Annotated in this window: 12 protein-coding genes and 1 tRNA gene; 5 read left to right on the top strand and 8 right to left on the bottom strand. The window is 67.4% G+C overall.

Going from position 1 to position 15,641, the window contains the following annotated elements; all coding sequences use genetic code 11:
- Positions 1–102: 102 nt before the first annotated feature.
- The 3 genes from HNP60_RS03460 to HNP60_RS03470 form a co-directional block, all read right to left on the bottom strand.
- Complete coding sequence (locus HNP60_RS03460) at positions 103–1,488, bottom strand: hypothetical protein (RefSeq protein WP_184150244.1); 1,386 nt, start codon at positions 1,486–1,488, stop codon at positions 103–105.
- Positions 1,485–2,126, bottom strand: coding sequence for an ATP-binding cassette domain-containing protein (locus HNP60_RS03465; protein ID WP_184150247.1), 642 nt, complete (start codon positions 2,124–2,126; stop codon positions 1,485–1,487). The genes HNP60_RS03460 and HNP60_RS03465 overlap by 4 nt, the downstream gene beginning before the upstream one ends.
- A 99-nt stretch (positions 2,127–2,225) precedes the next feature.
- Positions 2,226–2,726 carry a MarR family winged helix-turn-helix transcriptional regulator gene (locus HNP60_RS03470; RefSeq protein ID WP_014075068.1) on the bottom strand — a complete coding sequence of 167 codons (501 nt, stop codon included), beginning with the start codon at positions 2,724–2,726 and terminating at the stop codon, positions 2,226–2,228.
- A 118-nt stretch (positions 2,727–2,844) separates the two neighbouring features.
- On the opposite strand from HNP60_RS03470, the gene HNP60_RS03475 reads away from it, so the two are divergent.
- Positions 2,845–2,919 (top strand) — tRNA-Gln (locus HNP60_RS03475).
- A 22-nt stretch (positions 2,920–2,941) separates the two neighbouring features.
- Here the strand turns inward: HNP60_RS03475 and HNP60_RS03480 are convergent.
- On the bottom strand, positions 2,942–4,282 hold the full coding sequence (locus tag HNP60_RS03480) for an MFS transporter (protein ID WP_184150250.1): 1,341 nt from the start codon (positions 4,280–4,282) through the stop codon (positions 2,942–2,944).
- Positions 4,283–4,328: 46 nt separating this feature from the next.
- Positions 4,329–5,489: a TetR/AcrR family transcriptional regulator gene (locus HNP60_RS03485; protein WP_260394629.1), complete on the bottom strand. Its 1,161-nt coding sequence runs from the start codon at positions 5,487–5,489 to the stop codon at positions 4,329–4,331.
- 206 nt (positions 5,490–5,695) lie between these two features.
- On the opposite strand from HNP60_RS03485, the gene HNP60_RS03490 reads away from it, so the two are divergent.
- Entirely contained in the window at positions 5,696–8,260 is a 2,565-nt protein-coding gene (locus HNP60_RS03490) for a TonB-dependent receptor (protein ID WP_184150257.1), read from the top strand.
- Positions 8,261–8,285: 25 nt separating this feature from the next.
- On the opposite strand, the gene HNP60_RS19840 is transcribed toward HNP60_RS03490, so the two are convergent.
- Positions 8,286–8,516: a hypothetical protein gene (locus HNP60_RS19840; protein ID WP_260394630.1), complete on the bottom strand. Its 231-nt coding sequence runs from the start codon at positions 8,514–8,516 to the stop codon at positions 8,286–8,288.
- A 35-nt stretch (positions 8,517–8,551) separates the two neighbouring features.
- Here HNP60_RS19840 and HNP60_RS03495 point away from each other — a divergent pair, with 35 nt between their 5' ends.
- Entirely contained in the window at positions 8,552–9,340 is a 789-nt protein-coding gene (locus HNP60_RS03495) for a tyrosine-protein phosphatase (protein WP_260395002.1), read from the top strand.
- Between the two features lie 78 nt (positions 9,341–9,418).
- Here HNP60_RS03495 and HNP60_RS03500 read toward each other — a convergent pair whose 3' ends face one another.
- Together HNP60_RS03500 and HNP60_RS03505 are read right to left on the bottom strand one after the other, a co-directional pair.
- A complete protein-coding gene (locus HNP60_RS03500; RefSeq protein WP_184150260.1) occupies positions 9,419–10,507 on the bottom strand; it encodes an ATP-binding protein in 1,089 nt (362 codons plus the stop codon).
- Positions 10,504–11,205: a response regulator transcription factor gene (locus HNP60_RS03505; RefSeq protein WP_184150263.1), complete on the bottom strand. Its 702-nt coding sequence runs from the start codon at positions 11,203–11,205 to the stop codon at positions 10,504–10,506. Before HNP60_RS03505 ends, HNP60_RS03500 begins: the two co-directional genes overlap by 4 nt.
- A 143-nt stretch (positions 11,206–11,348) precedes the next feature.
- Here HNP60_RS03505 and HNP60_RS03510 point away from each other — a divergent pair, with 143 nt between their 5' ends.
- Both HNP60_RS03510 and HNP60_RS03515 read left to right on the top strand, forming a co-directional pair.
- Positions 11,349–12,497, top strand: coding sequence for an efflux RND transporter periplasmic adaptor subunit (locus tag HNP60_RS03510; RefSeq protein WP_184150266.1), 1,149 nt, complete (start codon positions 11,349–11,351; stop codon positions 12,495–12,497).
- Positions 12,498–12,506: 9 nt separating this feature from the next.
- The gene (locus HNP60_RS03515) at positions 12,507–15,641 is read left to right on the top strand and encodes an efflux RND transporter permease subunit (RefSeq protein WP_184150269.1); all 3,135 of its coding nucleotides are present in this window, start codon (positions 12,507–12,509) and stop codon (positions 15,639–15,641) included.

Consider the following 15,641-nt stretch of genomic DNA (forward strand, 5'->3'; position numbering starts at 1 on the left):
CGGGCTTCCGGTGCTCACGTACCTTGAGTACGCTGCGCGCCGGGTCCCGGAAAACCACCATTTTCGTCACGCCATCATCTGAATGTCGATCAGCCCTAAGCCTCAGGCCGAAAAATAAGCGTACCAGGCGACGAGCAGGACAAGGCGGGGCGCGAAGGGGCCGCCGCTGAGCATCGCCAGCCCGAGCGCCCCGGCCGAGGCCGCCGCCCCGGTGCCGAGCGCGAGCAGCAGCGGATCGGGCGAGAGGCGGACCAGCGCGGCAGGCAGCGCCATCAGCAGCGCCCAGAGCGTGCCCGCCGCCAGGAAGGCAGCGCGGCGCGCGGCCGGCGTGACGCATGTCGTGCGGGTCAGCATGAGCAATCCGCGCGCCTCGCACCGGCCCGCATGGGCACTCAGCGCGAAGGCGAGCAGCAACAGCGCAGCGACGCTGCCCCCGCGCCGATAATCCCCGGCCAGCCCGATGGCGGCGGCCGCGCTCGCCAGCAGCAGGAAGACCCGGCCCGTGCCGATGAGCCTGAGCTCGCTCCACAGCAGGCCCGCGAACGGCCGGCGCGCGGGCAGGGCGGGCGACGCTGCCGGATCGGCGGGAGGCGGGGGGCCGGCCGAGAGAAGGCGGGCGAGGCGGCCCTGCATCGGTGCGCGCCGGCCGGCCCGGTGCGGCCGATAAGCGAGCCCCGAGAGGATCACCAGGAGAATGGCGATGCCGATCCACGCCATGCGCGAGGCGGCATAGCCGGGTGCGCCCAGCGCCTTCGCCACGTCCAGCACGACGCGCCCGGGCTCGACCTCCACCCCGCCGATGGCGAAATCGCTGGCGCCGCCCGGCGCCCCGGCGACCAGCGGCCGGTAATAGCCGGCGAAATCGAGCAGATTGCTGCTGAAGGAGGAGGCGCTGCCCTGCATCATGGCGGGCATGGCGATGGACGTGAGCCACAGCAGGACGAACAGCAGATCGCCCGCCCCGCCGCGCAGCCAGGGCCGCGCGCTCAGCCAGCAGCGCAAGGCGGCAAGACCGATGAGCGAGGGCGCCGCGATGATCCACAGGCCATAGCTCATGCCCGGCAGATCGAGCGGGCCTTGCGCGAGCAGCCAGCAGAGGAACCAGCCGGCCAGCGTGAGCGCGGTGAGCGCGGCGAGGAGGACCGCCGCATCGGCAACGAAACGCCCCAGCATGATCGCGATGCGGGACGCCGCGGTCACCTCCTCCACCTGCCAGGGCTGGCGACGTGTGACGTTCGCGCGCAGATAGGCATAAGCCACCGGCAGCAGCAGCGTGGAGACCACGATGCCCAGCCACAGGCCGAGCACCGGCGCGGTGAGCAGGGGCAGCCGATTGTCGATGGCGATGTGCACGCCGCCGCTCTCGTCCCCGATCATGAAGCGCGCGCCGACCGGCGCGACAAGCAGCAGCAGCCACAAGCCCCAGCTGCGGCGATAGCGCAGCAGGCCCGCGCGGGCGGCCGAGCGGACTACGCCGGCCGCGCTCATGACGCGGCAGTCATCTTGCCCGCCTCGACCCGCAGCACCTGCACGGCCTGCGGCGCCAGCGCATCGGCCAGATGCGTCGTCATGATGACGCAAGCCTCCTGCGCGCGCTCGAGAATGAGCAGGCCGACATGATGCGCGGTCTCCGCATCCAGCTCGGCCGTCGGCTCGTCAAGCACCAGCAGGCGCGGCGTGCCGAGCAGCGCCTGCGCGAAGACCAGCCGCCGACGCATCCCGCCCGAATAAGTGGCGATCCGCCCGTTGATGTCCGCATGAAGGCCGATGCGATCGGTGATGGCACCGAACTGCGCATCGGCGGTCCGCAGATCGAGCCCCTTGAGCGCCGCCATGTGCATGGCGAACTCGCGGCCGGTGAGTTCCTCGGGCAGGTCGACGGCCTGCGGCGCATAGCCGAGCGTCCGGCGCAGGGCCGCGCGGGCGCGGGGAAGCGGCACGCCTTCCCATCCGATCACCCCGCCATCGGGCTTTTCCGCCGTGGCGATGAGGCGCAGCAGCGTGGACTTGCCCGCGCCGCTCGGCCCGACAAGCAGCGAAAGGCCGACCGGGAAATGCGCGGACACGCCAGCCAGCACCGCCTTGCGGCGGTAGGATCGGGACAATCGGGTGACGGTCAGCATCATCGTGTACTATACCAATAACACAGTTCGTGCAATCATTGCAGGTGGCGGGCGCGGCGCGCACGCGCGGTTCATTCAGGCCGTAATCCTGGACCTGAGCGGCTAGGCGCCGATCTGGAGCCCCGCGACCATCCGCTGATGATCGGCATCGAGCAGGTTTTCGAGCACGCGCCAGAAGCCGGTCACGGAGCCCTGTCCGGCGGCGGAATAAGCCGCGGCGACTCGCTCGCGCATGGCATCGAACAGGGCTCTTTCGATCGCCTCGCCGCTCGCGGTGAGGCGCAGCAGCCGCTGGCGCCGGTCCCGCAGGCCGGGCGCCATCTCCACGAAGCCGCGCTCGGCGAGCTCGTCCAGCACGCGCCCGAGCGACTGCTTGGTCACCCCCAACAGGCGGATCAGCGCGGAGACGCTGAGATCGGGCCGGCGGGCAATGAAATAAAGCGCGCGCTGGTGCGCCCGGCCGAGCCCGTGGGTCGCCAGCACCGGCTCCATCACCTCCGCCAGCGCGGCATGGCCGAACTGCAGCAATTCGATGCCGCGCCGGATCTCCTCCTCGCGCAGGAAGAGGGGGGAGGCGGCGGGACTGGAACCGGGCAACGTCATGACTGCCTCCTAGCCCATCGCGCGCCGGGCGCAAATCCGCTCGCGCGACGGACACGGCCGCTTGGCTTTTGCCCCCAGCGCGCTATATGACGCCGCTCTCGGCGCGATGCCGCGATGCTGGGGCGTAGCCAAGCGGTAAGGCAGCGGTTTTTGGTACCGCCATGCGGAGGTTCGAATCCTCCCGCCCCAGCCAAATTTCCAGATTTCGATCGGGCCTAGGCGATCGCGACATCCGAACCGGCGCGTTCGATCTGTCCCCGGCCGCGCAGGATGCGTATCGCCACGACGGCCCCGATCATGACCGGTGCGCAATGCAGCAGGCGGATCGCCACGGTGCGCAGGTCATCCCACGCTTCGCCCGAAACCAGAGCGAGCCCCCAGAGCACGCCGCCGCTGCCGAGGCCCATCGCGATCTTCAGGGCAATGCTGCTCACGCCATAATAGCTGCCGGCCACGGTCGTGCCGTCCGCATCCTTGTCCGACAGATCGGCAACCATCGCGCGCAGCAACATGAAGTCCACGCCCCAGCCAAGGCCTTTCAGCACCAGGATGCCGGCGAGCATGAGCGGTGCACCCGGGGGCAGGGCCAGCAGCATCGCGACGCAGACGGCCTGCCAGCCATAAGAGATCATCAGGACGTTGCGCCGCCCGATCCGGGCACTGAGGCGACTCCAGACCGGCAGCGCGACCAGCGCCACCACGGGCTGGATGAGCAGGAGCGAGGCGCCCCACCGCTCCAGCGACAAGGCATCCTCCACGAGATAAAGAAAGCTGCTCGCCGCGGCGGCATCTCCGATGCCCGTGACCATGTAGAGCATCAGCAGCGCGCGCATCGCGGGATCGCGGAGCATGGCGAGGAAGAGGCGCGCCGGATGCCGGGGGGCGTGCGCGACCGGCGTGGCGCGCTCCTGGAACAGGAGAATGACGCACAGCACCGTCAGGGGCGCGAGAAGCGCGATCGTCCAGCCGACCAGCGCCATTTCCGCGCGCAGCGATATGCCGAAGCCGCGCTCCAGAATCGCCAGAATGCCCAGCATGGCGAGGGACCCGAGCACCCCGAACCACACCTTGGCGCCCATAATGCGCGTGCGCTGGTGCCTGTCCCGCGAAAGCTCCAGTCCCCAGCCGCCATGAGGCGTGATGATGAACGAATAGCCGATGTGAAGGAGCAGGCTCGCGATGACGATGGTCCCGAACGCCGAGCCCGCCGGGGCCAGGAACAGCGGCAGCGCACCGAGCGGCACGAGGATGGCGCCGACCGCCATCCACGGCTTGCGCCGGCCGAAGCGCGTCGGCCGCATGTCGCTCAGCCAGCCCAGCAGAGGGTCCGCCATCGCGTCGAGCAGCCGCGCGCCCAGCATCAGCGCACCGACGAGACCCAGCGCGATGCCGACATCGAGGTTGAGGAACCGGGGAAGATAAGCGCGCCAGGCCATCTCGATCGCCTGGAACAGCAGCACCGGCAAGGTGAAGGCCGCCAGATGGAGGCGGCTGATGCGCACGTCCGCCAAAGGCGGTGCGGCGGCAGTCGCCTGCGAGTCTGGGCTGGCTTGCATGTCCCGCCGTTAGGGGGCGGCGATGACATTGCTGTGACCGCGCGTGTCAGAGCAGGGAGACCATGTTCTCGATCGCCTGCCGGATGCGCGGGCGCGCATCCCCCGGCGCGTCATCGGCATGCATGCGCGGCAGCGAGGACAGGAAGCTGGACAGCAGGGCAGCCTCCAGATGGCTCGGCTCGGCACGATCGGGCCGGAGCATTGCCAGCAGCGACCCCGAGGTCATGCCGCGCAGGTAGCGCAGCTGCAGGCCGAAGGGGCGCAGGGCCGGATCGCGGGCAACGGCGAGGTGCAGCGCGTGAACGCCCTGACCGCGCAGGGACTGGCTCATGAAGTCCGCCAGGCCATCGAGTGTCGCGTCCGCCGTCGCGGGGCTGATCGTCGAGGTGTGCTCGCGCAGGCGAATCACCGCGGTGAGATAGACAGCCTCGTAACCGGCCTGAAGCAGGTCCGTCTTGGTGCGCAGCTTGTGCGAAACAACGCCAAGCGTGAGGTCGGTCCGCTCGGCGACGGCGCGGTGCGTCACGCCGGACGGGCCAGCCTCCTCGATCAGGGCGGCGGTGGCAGCGGCGATGCGGCTGGTCGTGCCGTCGTGGCTCGGCATCACGGGCGTCGCCCGGAGCGCCTCGGTGCGGGCGAAGTCGCGCCAGGGGGCCGGCGGCACCGGCTCGCCGCTCATCCAGGCACTGACACCCCGCGCGAACTCGTCAAGTCCGGCCCGGTCAACGGCCCTGTGCCAACCGATCATGTGGACGAAGGACTCATTCTCGAACAGGTGCTCGGCAAGCCAGGCGCGATCCCCGAGGCCAAATCGGTCGCAAGCTTCCTGCCAGAAGGCGGCCCACAGCTGGCGCCAGCCGAGTCGCATCTGCATGCCGGGCTCGCCATCGATGCGCAGCATCTGTCCTTCCCGCCATGCGAAGGCGAGTCGCCGCTGCTGATGCACCCAATCGTCGATGGTCGCCGCGAAGAAGGGGGCGAAGGCCCGTGCATCCGCGGAGAAGCCCGCCAGCTGGTCGAGTCGCGTCTCGCACCAGTCGCGCGCGCAGGCTTGCGCCTGTTCCTGAGCCAGAACCAACAACTGTTCCAGAGAGCCGAAGTGATGATAGATGGACGACACCGGCACGGCGGCATTGGCAGACACCTGACGGGCGGAAACCACCTCATTCCCGCCGCTCTCCCAGAGGTCGATAACCGCGTTCAACAACCTGTTATCTGAGGATAATTCAGCCATTTTCATTGTTATTACCCAAGCGTTGCTCGGCGCGCAGCATAGCCATGTCCTCCCCGAGTGACGAGAGTGTTTCCGCAGGGAACGATCGTTCCATCATCTTCGACAACTGTCACATAGCTTACATACAAGCGTTCTAGTCGCCGCGGCAAGCCAGACCAGATCCACCCAGGGAGCCGACCATGACCTTGCCCAGCGCCTTGCTTTTGCGCACGACCGCGATTTGCGGCGTGCTCCTGTTGACTCAGCCATCCGTTGCCCTGGCGCAGCAGACGGTCGCGCCGGAAGAGGGCGCCGAAGAAGCCGACGAAATCGTCATCACCGGCTCCATCCTCTCGGCGCAGCAGGACTCGATCGCCCTCAAGCGCAATGCGCCCAACCTCTCGGACGTCGCGGCATCGGACGCGGTGGGCCGCTTCCCCGACCAGAATGCGGCCGCAGCCTTGTCCCGCCTGCCCGCCGTCGCCGTGCAGCGCGACCAGGGGCAGGAGCGCTACATTCAGGTGCGCGGAGCGCCCAATCGCTGGACGTCCGTCAGCATCGACGGCATTCCGATGGTCGGCGTGGACGAGGGCGGCGACACGCGCGCTTTCCGCTTCGATGCCATTCCCGCAGTGCTGCTCTCGCAGATGGTCATCAACAAGTCGCTGACCAGCGACCTGCAGGCCGACGCGGTGGTCGCGACCATTGACCTTCGCACCTATTCGCCGATGGATCGCAAGGGACTGCATGTCTCGGGCGATCTCGGCTATGGCCAGATGAGCCTGGGTGGGGGCGAGCAGCGCCAGGGCTCGCTGCGCCTCTCCTGGTCGAACGACAATTTCGGCGTGGTGATCGGCGGCTCGCATTATCGCCGCAAGCAGCTGACCGACAATCGCGAGGTGGGCGCGTACGACGCCAAGGGCCCGACCGAGTTCGATATCCGCCAATATGAGATCGAGCGCTGGAACAACGGCCTGTTCGGCGGCGTGGAGTTCGATCCGGGCAATGGCCTGCGCCTCTACGCCAAGGCGATCTTCTCCGAATTCAACGACAATGAGCAGCGCAACCAGTATGAGTTCCGCCTCGACCGCGCGACCGGCGGGACGCGCACGCAGGACAGCGGTTCGCTGACCGGCGTGCCGCTGCGCGGCAGCTTCAACTTCGGCGAATATCGCAACCGCAACTATATCGGTACGATCGGCGGAGACTATGACACGGGCGACGGCCTCACCGCCTCGCTCAAGCTGAACTACACGAAGACCGAGAACACGAGCTACCTGCCCCTCGTCCAGGCCTCGACCAGCGGCGCCAACAACCTCTCGCTGAACTACGACAACAGCAACCCCAATTTCCCGATCGTGACGATCAACGGAACGTTCAATCAGGCCAGCATGACGAGCGCCGGCGCCTACATGATCGCGGCGCGGCAAAAGACGGTGTCGGACAGCTACACGGCCAAGCTCGACGTCGCGAAGGAAATGGGTGACCTCACCCTGTCCGCCGGCGCCCTCTATGCGGACCGCGACATTGACGGGACGCTCTTTTCGACCTCCAACCTGGCGATGATCGGCGCGCAGGGCGCGGCTGTCGGCCAGCCCTTCGATATCAACAGCTACGTCACCAACCGGCCGTGGGACACCGGCTTCCCCCTCGGCGTGACATTCAATTATATGGACAATGTCGCCATGCGCCGCGACATCGACACGCTGCTGGTGCGGATGCAGGCGGCCGGCCTCTACAACCCCGCGCTCGATACGCCCGCGAGCGATCGCTACGCCCAGCGCGAGAAAACGCTGGCCGGCTATGTCATGGGCAAGGTGGAAAGCGGCGCGCTGACCGCCGTGGGCGGCATCCGTGTGGAGCGGTACAGCATGGACAATCGCGGCACCGTGATCGCGGGCGGCGTCGCCACGCCGCTCAGCTACGACCGCACAAAGACCGACATCTTCCCCAGCCTGAACCTCAAATATGCCGCCACCGACAATCTGGTGCTGCGCCTGGCGGGCCAGCGCGGCGTATCCCGCCCCGCTTATGGCGCGATCCGCGTCGGCGCCTCGATCAACGACACGAACAGTCCCGGCACGATCGGCGGCGGCAATCCCATGCTGCGTCCCGAATATACCTGGGGTGCGGACGCCAGCATCGAATATTATCTGCCCGGCAACGGCATGATCTCGGTCGCCGCCTTCCATCGCTGGGTCGACAATGTGCTTTACCAGAGCCAGGCGGTCGTCAGCACGGACTTCTATAATTTCGGTGGTGTCGATCGCTCCGGCTACCTGCTGAGCGGCACTTACAATGGCGAGAGCGGCAAGCTCTACGGCGTCGAGTTCAATCTGCTCAAGCAGTTCGACTTCCTGCCCGGCGCGCTCGACGGCCTGGGCTTCCAGGGTAACGTCACTCTGCTTGATGGCAGTTTCGATACGCCGACCGAGAAGGACATCGCGTTCCAGGGCATGTCCAAGACCATCGCCAATGCCTCGCTCTTCTACGAGAAATACGGCATCTCGGCACGCGTGAGCTATCAGTGGCGCTCGCACTGGCTGGACACGCTCGGCGGCCTGGGCAGCGGCGAATATCGCCAGGGCTACGAAAATCTCGACGTGTCGCTGCGCTACGCGCTCACCGACAATCTGACGCTGTTCGCCGATCTCGCGAACCTCACCGACGAAACCTACATCGCCTATCAGGGCACACCCGCCACGCCGACCGAGGTCGAGCAGATCGGTGCGCGCTACCTGTTCGGCGTCCGCTTCAGCTTTTGACGGGAGCCAGACCCATGCGCATCACTCACATCACCTTTTTCGCGGCCCTCGCCGCATCGACCGCCAGTCCCGCCCTCGCGCGGGAGGCAGCCACTGTCACGCGCATCGATGCCCAGAGCGTGACGCTCGACCGGGGCGAAACCGCCCCGGTCGCGATCTGGATCAGCAAGGATGCGATAATCGACGCGTCCGACCAGAAGGTCGACGCGGCGACCATCAAGGCCGCGGGCAAGGACGGCAGCATCAGGCTGGCCATCCCGGCCAGCGAGCGCCGCTATGTGCTCCTTGACGATGGCAAGGGGGGGCGTCACGGTCGTCGCCGAACGCGTGCTGCCGTCCGAGCAGGGCAGCAACTTCCGCGACATCGGTGGCTATGTCACCAGGGACGGGCACATCGTCCGCTGGGGCAAGGCCTTCCGCTCCGGCGCCATGCCCATGCTGACGAAGGCCGACTACAGCCTTATCGACCAGCTCGGGCTCAACGCCGTGGTGGACCTGCGTTCGCTCGAGGAACGCGAGGTGGCGCCCGATCAGGTGGACGATCGCACCGGTGCCCTGTTCGTCGCCAATGATTATTCGCTCAAGCCGCTGCTTGCCGCTTACGGAAAGGGCGATGGCGAGAATGCCTATCGCGGCATGGAGAAACTGCTGATCCCACAGCTTCGCTCGCTCTATCGGCTTCTCGCCGCCGATGACGGCGCCGTTCTCTACCACTGCTCGGCGGGGCAGGACCGCACCGGCATGGCGACGGCGCTGCTCTATGACATGCTTGGCGTCGATCGCGAGACGATCCTCAAGGACTATCATGCCTCGACGGCGCTGCGCCGGCCGCAATGGGAAATGCCGGACGTCGACCCGGCCGACTATCCCAACAACCCGATCCTGCGTTTCTACATCGACAAGGACGGCAAGAAGCGCACGGTGGCCGAGCCGCTCTACACGCCGAGCGGCGCCTCGCATCTGGCGCAGTTCTTCACGTATATCGACACGCAATATGGCGGTTCGGAAGCCTTCATGAAGCAGGCGCTGCGTCTGGACGAAAGCGATATCGCCAAGCTGCGCAAGACCATGCTGGACTGAGTGATGTAGCCGATATGCCGCCCCGAACAGCGGCATATCGGCCGGGCTTCTCCGCCGTCGCCGCGTTGCCTCGGCTTGCTAGGCGGTTTCGGATGCCCGGCTGCGTCGGCGGATTTCCATGCAGAAGCAGGCGCCGCCGTTCAGCGGCTCATAGGTCGCCTCACCGCCATGCGCCCGGGCGATGACGCGCACGACCGAGAGGCCGAGGCCGCTGCCTTTCGCGCTGCCGCCCTGCGCCATGTAGCGCCGGAATGGGTCGAAGGCGTGCCGCGCGAAATCCCCGTGCAGGCCGGGCCCCTGGTCCGCGACGCTGAGACGGACATGCTCTTCCCCGATCCGCAGCGCAACGTCGAGCCGTGCCGGGAGCGCATGGCGCCGGGCATTGTCCAGGAGGGCAAGGAGCGCCTGGCGGATGCGGGCGGTATCGACTTCGCAGAACCCCCTGTCGAGGCTGGCGGAAATGGTGAAGCCGGCTGACTCGAGAGAGGGCTGCATGAGGCGGATGACGGCCTCGATCTCTTCCGACAGCTCCACCGATTGAAACTGCATCTCCATCCGTCCGCCCTCAAGCAGGCTGACGGTGCGCAGGTCCTCGATCAGCCGCGCCAGCGCATCGACCTGCGCCACGAGCGAGCGGAACAAGGCCTCGTCCGGCTTGAACACCCCGTCGGCGAGCCCCTGCAGGCGGCCGCTCAGGATCGTGACGGGCGTACGCAGTTCGTGCGCGATGGTCGCGTTCCAGCGCAGCAGGGCTTCCGAGGCGCGCGCCAGCTCATCGGCGAGATGGTTGAAATCCTCGACCAGCATCGTCGCCTCGATCGTGGCGCGATCGCCGGCTTCGGCCCGCGCCGTCAGATCCCGCGCGACAATGCTGCGCGCGCTCTGCGCCACCGAGACGAGCGGCTTGACCACGCGGCGGGCAAGACGCGTCGCCATCGCTGCGGAAATACCCGCCGCGACGAAGCACAGGGCCAGGATCACCAGCCATTCGACTCCGCGCGGCAGCCACTGGTCGTTGAGTGGAAACAGGAGGTCGGGCGCGACGCGGATGACGACGCCGTAGAAGATATAAAGGCCGGCGATCGCGACCATGACGGAGGTCAGCGTGGCGATCACCGTGGAGAGGATGATCTCCCGGCCGAGGCCAGAGGAGGAGCGCTTTCTCACGACACGTCCGCCAGCCGGAACCCGACGCCCCGGACGTTATTGACGAGCCCCGGCGCGCCTGCTTCCTCGAGCTTGCGGCGCAGCTTGCTCAGATGCGTGTCGACAGTGCGGTCGAGCGCCTCACCCCCGGGGAGGCAGGCATCGACCAGCTCGCTGCGCGAGAAGGCCCGGCGGGGTGCACGCGCCATATGGGCCAGAATGCGGAACTCGGTGAGCGTCAGCGGCAGCGTCACGCGATCTGCATTTTCCTGCGCGACCACGCTCGCGAGATGACTGTCGAGATCGACCTCGACGGCCCCCACCCGCAATGTCTTGCCATTGCCGCCACCCGAGCGGCGCAGCACCGCCCGGGTGCGCACCGCGACTTCCATGGCATTGAACGGTTTCACCACATAATCGTCCGCGCCGATCCGCAGGGCCTGCAGCTTGTCGATATCCTGATCCAGCGCCGTCAGCATGATCACCGGCGTGTCGCCCCGCCGACGCAGTTCCGCGAGCACGGCCCATCCATCGAGGCGCGGCATCTGCACGTCGAGCATCACGAGATCGGGCTTGAGAGCGAGATGAAGCTCCAGCGCCGAACGCCCGTCGGCTGCCCGCACCGTGCGGAAACCCTCGCGTTCCAGATAGGCGGCGATGACCTCGGCAATCTCGGGCTCGTCTTCGGCCACCAGGATGAGGGCATTGTCGGTATTCATGGTGGGCACGCTCTCCGTTGGCCGTATAATGCGCGACATACAGCCTGCGCGCTATGCATCTCCACACTCTCTCCACATTGTTTCGACAATTGTTCGACAAGGCGAGTGCAAGGCCGCAGCGACACGAAAGCCAGAGCAAAGCGATGATGATACCCTCCCGCCCCGGGCGTTGCCACGCCCTGTTCGTCATGGCCTCTGCGCTGACGCTGTCCGCCTGCTCCGGAGACGCGCCGCCCCCTGCGCCTCCGCCGCCAGACGTGTCCGTCGTGCGGGTCTCCCCCACGCAGATGGCCGTGGCGGACGAACTGCCGGGCCGGGTCGTGGCGTTCCGCGTGGCCGAAATCCGGCCCCAGGTGAACGGCGTGATCCAGCGCCGGCTGTTCGAGCAGGGGACGGAAGTGCGGGCCGGGCAGCCCCTGTTCCAGATCAATCCCGCGCCTTTCCGTGCCGATGCCAACAGCGCCGCCGCCGCCGTGCAGCGCGCGCAGGCGGCGCTCGCGCGCGCCAGCCTGCAGGAAAAGCGCCTCGCCCCGCTGGTGAAGGCCGACGCGGTGAGCGGGCAGGATTATGACGATGCCGTGGCCACCCGCGACCAGGCTGCCGCCGATCTCGCGGCGAGCCGGGCGGATCTGGCGCGCAGGCAGGTCGATCTCGGCTTCGCCACGGTGCGCTCGCCGATCAGCGGGCGGATCGACCAGGCGGTGTTCACCGAGGGCGCCCTTGCCAGCATGACCAGCGAGCAGCCGCTCGCCACCGTTCAACAGATTGACCGCGTCTATGTGGACGTGCGTCAGCCGGCCGCCCGCCTCGAAATGCTGCGCGAGGCGGCGCGTGCCGGTACTGCCGCCAAGGGCGCGCCAGTGGAAATCGTCTCCAGCGACGGACGCGCGCTGCCGGTCAAGGGCCGGCTGCTCTTCTCCGGCATCAGCGTGGACCCGAGCACTGGCGAAGTGATCGCCCGCGTCGAGGTGCCCAATGCCGACCGCGCGCTGCTGCCCGGCATGTTCGTGCGTGCCCGCCTGCCGCGCCTCGCCATTCCCGACGCCCTGACCGTGCCCGAACAGGCCGTGCAGCGCGACCCGACCGGAAAGGCGAGCGTCAGCGTCGTGGGCAAGGACGGCAAGGTCGCGCCCCGGCCGATCCAGACCGGCGACACGCGCGACGGCAAGATCATCGTGACCGGCGGCCTCAAGGCCGGCGAGACGATCATCGTCGAGGGGCAGGACCGCGTCCAGCCCGGCATGGTCGTGAAGCCGCAGCCCTGGCGCGGCGCCGCGCCGGCGCAGCGCTGAGCCGCGCCGATGCCCCGTTTCTTCATCGACCGGCCCGTCTTCGCCTGGGTCATCGCGATCGTCATCGTGCTGATCGGCGTGATCTCGATCCCGCAATTGCCGATCGAGCGCTATCCGAGCATCGCGCCGCCGAGCATCCAGATCACCGCGACCTATCCGGGCGCCACACCGCAGACGATGAACGACAGCGTCGTCAGCCTGATCGAGCGCGAGCTTTCGAGCGTCAAGAAGCTGCTCTATTTCGAGAGCTCGGTTGATACGTCGGGACAGGCGACGATCACCGCGACCTTCCAGCCGGGCACCGATCCGGAGCTGGCGCAGGTCGACGTGCAGAACCGCCTGAAGACCGCCGAGCCGCGCCTGCCGCAAGTGGTGCGCCAGCTCGGCATCGTGGTCGAGGCGGCCAATCCGAACTTCCTCCAGCTCGTCAACATCGAGTCCAAGAATGGCGATCTCGATGCGACCGCGCTGACCGATTATGCCGCGCGTTACGTGGTCGAGGACCTCAAGCGCGTGAACGGCGTGGGCCGGGTGCAGCTGTTCGGCTCCGAGCGGGCCATGCGCATCTGGGTGGACCCGGCCAGGCTTGCCGCCGTCAACCTCGCCATGAACGATGTGACGCAGGCGATCGGATCGCAGAACGCGCTCATCGCGCCGGGCGCGCTCGGCAGCGAGCCGACCGCGAGCGGCCAGCGCGTGACCGTGCCGCTGCTCATCGACGGGCAGCTCCAGACGCCCGAACAGTTCCAGCAGATCGTGCTGCGCGCCAATCCTGACGGATCGAGCGTCAAGCTCGGCGACGTGGCGCGCGTCGAGCTCGGCTCGCAGGCCTTCTGGTTCAAGACCCGCTCCAACGGCAAGCCGGTGGCGCTCGTCGCGGTGCAGCTCGCACCCGGCGCGAATGCGGTCGCCACCTCCGCCGCCGTCAGCGAGCGGATGGCGGAACTCGCCAAGGCGATGCCGCAGAACATCACCTATCGCATCCCGTTCGACACCGCGCCTTATGTGCGGATCTCGATCGAGAAGGTGGTGACCACGCTGATCGAGGCGATGGTGCTCGTCTTCCTCGTGATGTTCCTCTTCCTCCAGAAGTTCCGCTACACGCTGATCCCTGCGATCGTCGCGCCGATCGCGCTGCTCGGCACTTTCTCGATCATGCTGATCGCGGGCTTTTCCATCAACGTGCTGACCATGTTCGGCATGGTGCTGGCGATCGGCATCATCGTCGACGACGCCATCGTGGTCGTCGAGAATGTCGAGCGCATCATGGCCGAGGAAGGTCTGTCGCCGCTCGAAGCGACGCGCAAGGCAATGACCGAGATCACCGGCGCGATCATCGGCATCACGCTGGTGCTGACCGCCGTGTTCATCCCGATGGCCTTCTCCTCGGGCTCGGTGGGGGCGATCTATCGCCAGTTCACCATCTCGATGGCAGTTTCCATCCTATTCTCCGCCTTCCTCGCGCTCACGCTGACCCCGGCCCTTTGCGCGACTCTGCTCAAGCCGGTGCATGGCCATGAGGAAAAGCGCGGCTTCTTCGGCTGGTTCGACCGCAAGTTCGACGCGATGGCCAATGGCTACCAGAGCTGGGTGGCGAAACTGCTCAAGCGGACCGGCCGGATGATGGCGGCGTTCGCCGTGGTGATCGTGCTGCTCGGCGTGGGCTTCATGAGCGTGCCGTCCGCCTTCCTGCCCGAAGAGGACCAGGGCTATTATCTGACCCTGTTCCAGCTGCCGCCCGACTCCACCGCGGAGCGGACGCTGGAAGCGATCAATGTGCTGGAGAAGCACAGCGTCGGCCGCAAGGGCGTGGCGGATATCGAGGCTGTGCAGGGCTGGGGCTTTTCCGGCGCGGGCTCGAATGTGGGCATCGCCTTCACGATCCTCAGTCCCTGGGGTGAACGCGAGGGCGCCACGGCTGCCGGCGAGGTTGCCGCCGCCAATCAGGCGACATCCGTGGTGCGCGAAGGCATGATCATGAGCGTGATGCCGCCGTCCATCGACGGGCTCGGCACGACCAGCGGCTTCTCGCTGCGTCTCGAGGATCGCGCCGGGCATGGCAATGCGGCGCTGATGGCGGCGCAGTTCCAGCTGCTCGGCATGGCCGCGAAGAGCCCGGCGCTGGTCGGCGTCTATCCCGAAGGCCTGCCGCCCGGCAGCGCCATCAAGCTGGAGATCGACCGGCAGAAGGCGCAGGCCTTGGGCGTTCCCTTCGAATCCATCGCCGCCACGCTCGGCACGGCCATGGGCTCGACCTATGTGAACGACTTCCCCAGCAATGGCCGCATGCAGCAGGTGATCGTGCAGGCCGAAGCCTCCGCGCGCATGCATCTGGAAGACGTGCTCAAGCTCTATGTGCGCAATAGCGCCGGCCAGCCGGTGCCGCTCGCCGAAGTGGTGACGCCCAAATGGGAGCAGAGCCCGCTGCAGCTCGTGCGCTACAATGGCTATCCGGCGATGCGCATCTCCGGCGCGGCTGCGCCCGGCCATTCGAGCGGCGAGGCAATGGCCGAGATGGAGCGGCTTGCAGCCCAATTGCCGCCCGGCTTCGCGGTCGAATGGAGCGGGCAGTCGCTGCAGGAGATCCTGGCGGGCGACGAGGCGCTGGTGCTGATGGCGCTTTCCATGCTGGTGGTGTTCCTGGTGCTTGCCGCGCTTTATGAGAGCTGGGCGATCCCGCTCTCCGTGATGCTGGTGGTGCCGCTCGGCCTCATCGGCGCGGTGGCGGCGGTGCTGCTGCGCGGCTTCCCCAACGACGTGTTCTTCAAGGTCGGCCTCATCACGCTGATCGGCCTCTCTGCGAAGAACGCGATCCTGATCGTCGAGTTCGCCAAGAGCGCGCGGGAGCAGGGCATGTCGACGATCGACGCGACGATCCACGCCGCGCGGCTGCGCCTGCGTCCGATCCTGATGACCAGCCTTGCCTTCACGCTCGGCGTGGTCCCGCTGATGATTGCGGGCGGCGCCAGCAAGGAGACGCAGCAGGCGATCGGCACCGGCGTGTTCGGCGGCATGATCAGCGCGACGGCGCTCGCGATCTTCTTCGTGCCCGTCTTCTTCGTCGTCGTGCTCGGGCTCGTCGAGCGGTTGCGGCGGCGGCGCGGCAAGGCCGGCCCGGCTGCCGAACAGACGGTGGAGGGATGA

Source organism: Sphingobium lignivorans (assembly GCF_014203955.1).
Classification (GTDB): domain Bacteria; phylum Pseudomonadota; class Alphaproteobacteria; order Sphingomonadales; family Sphingomonadaceae; genus Sphingobium; species Sphingobium lignivorans.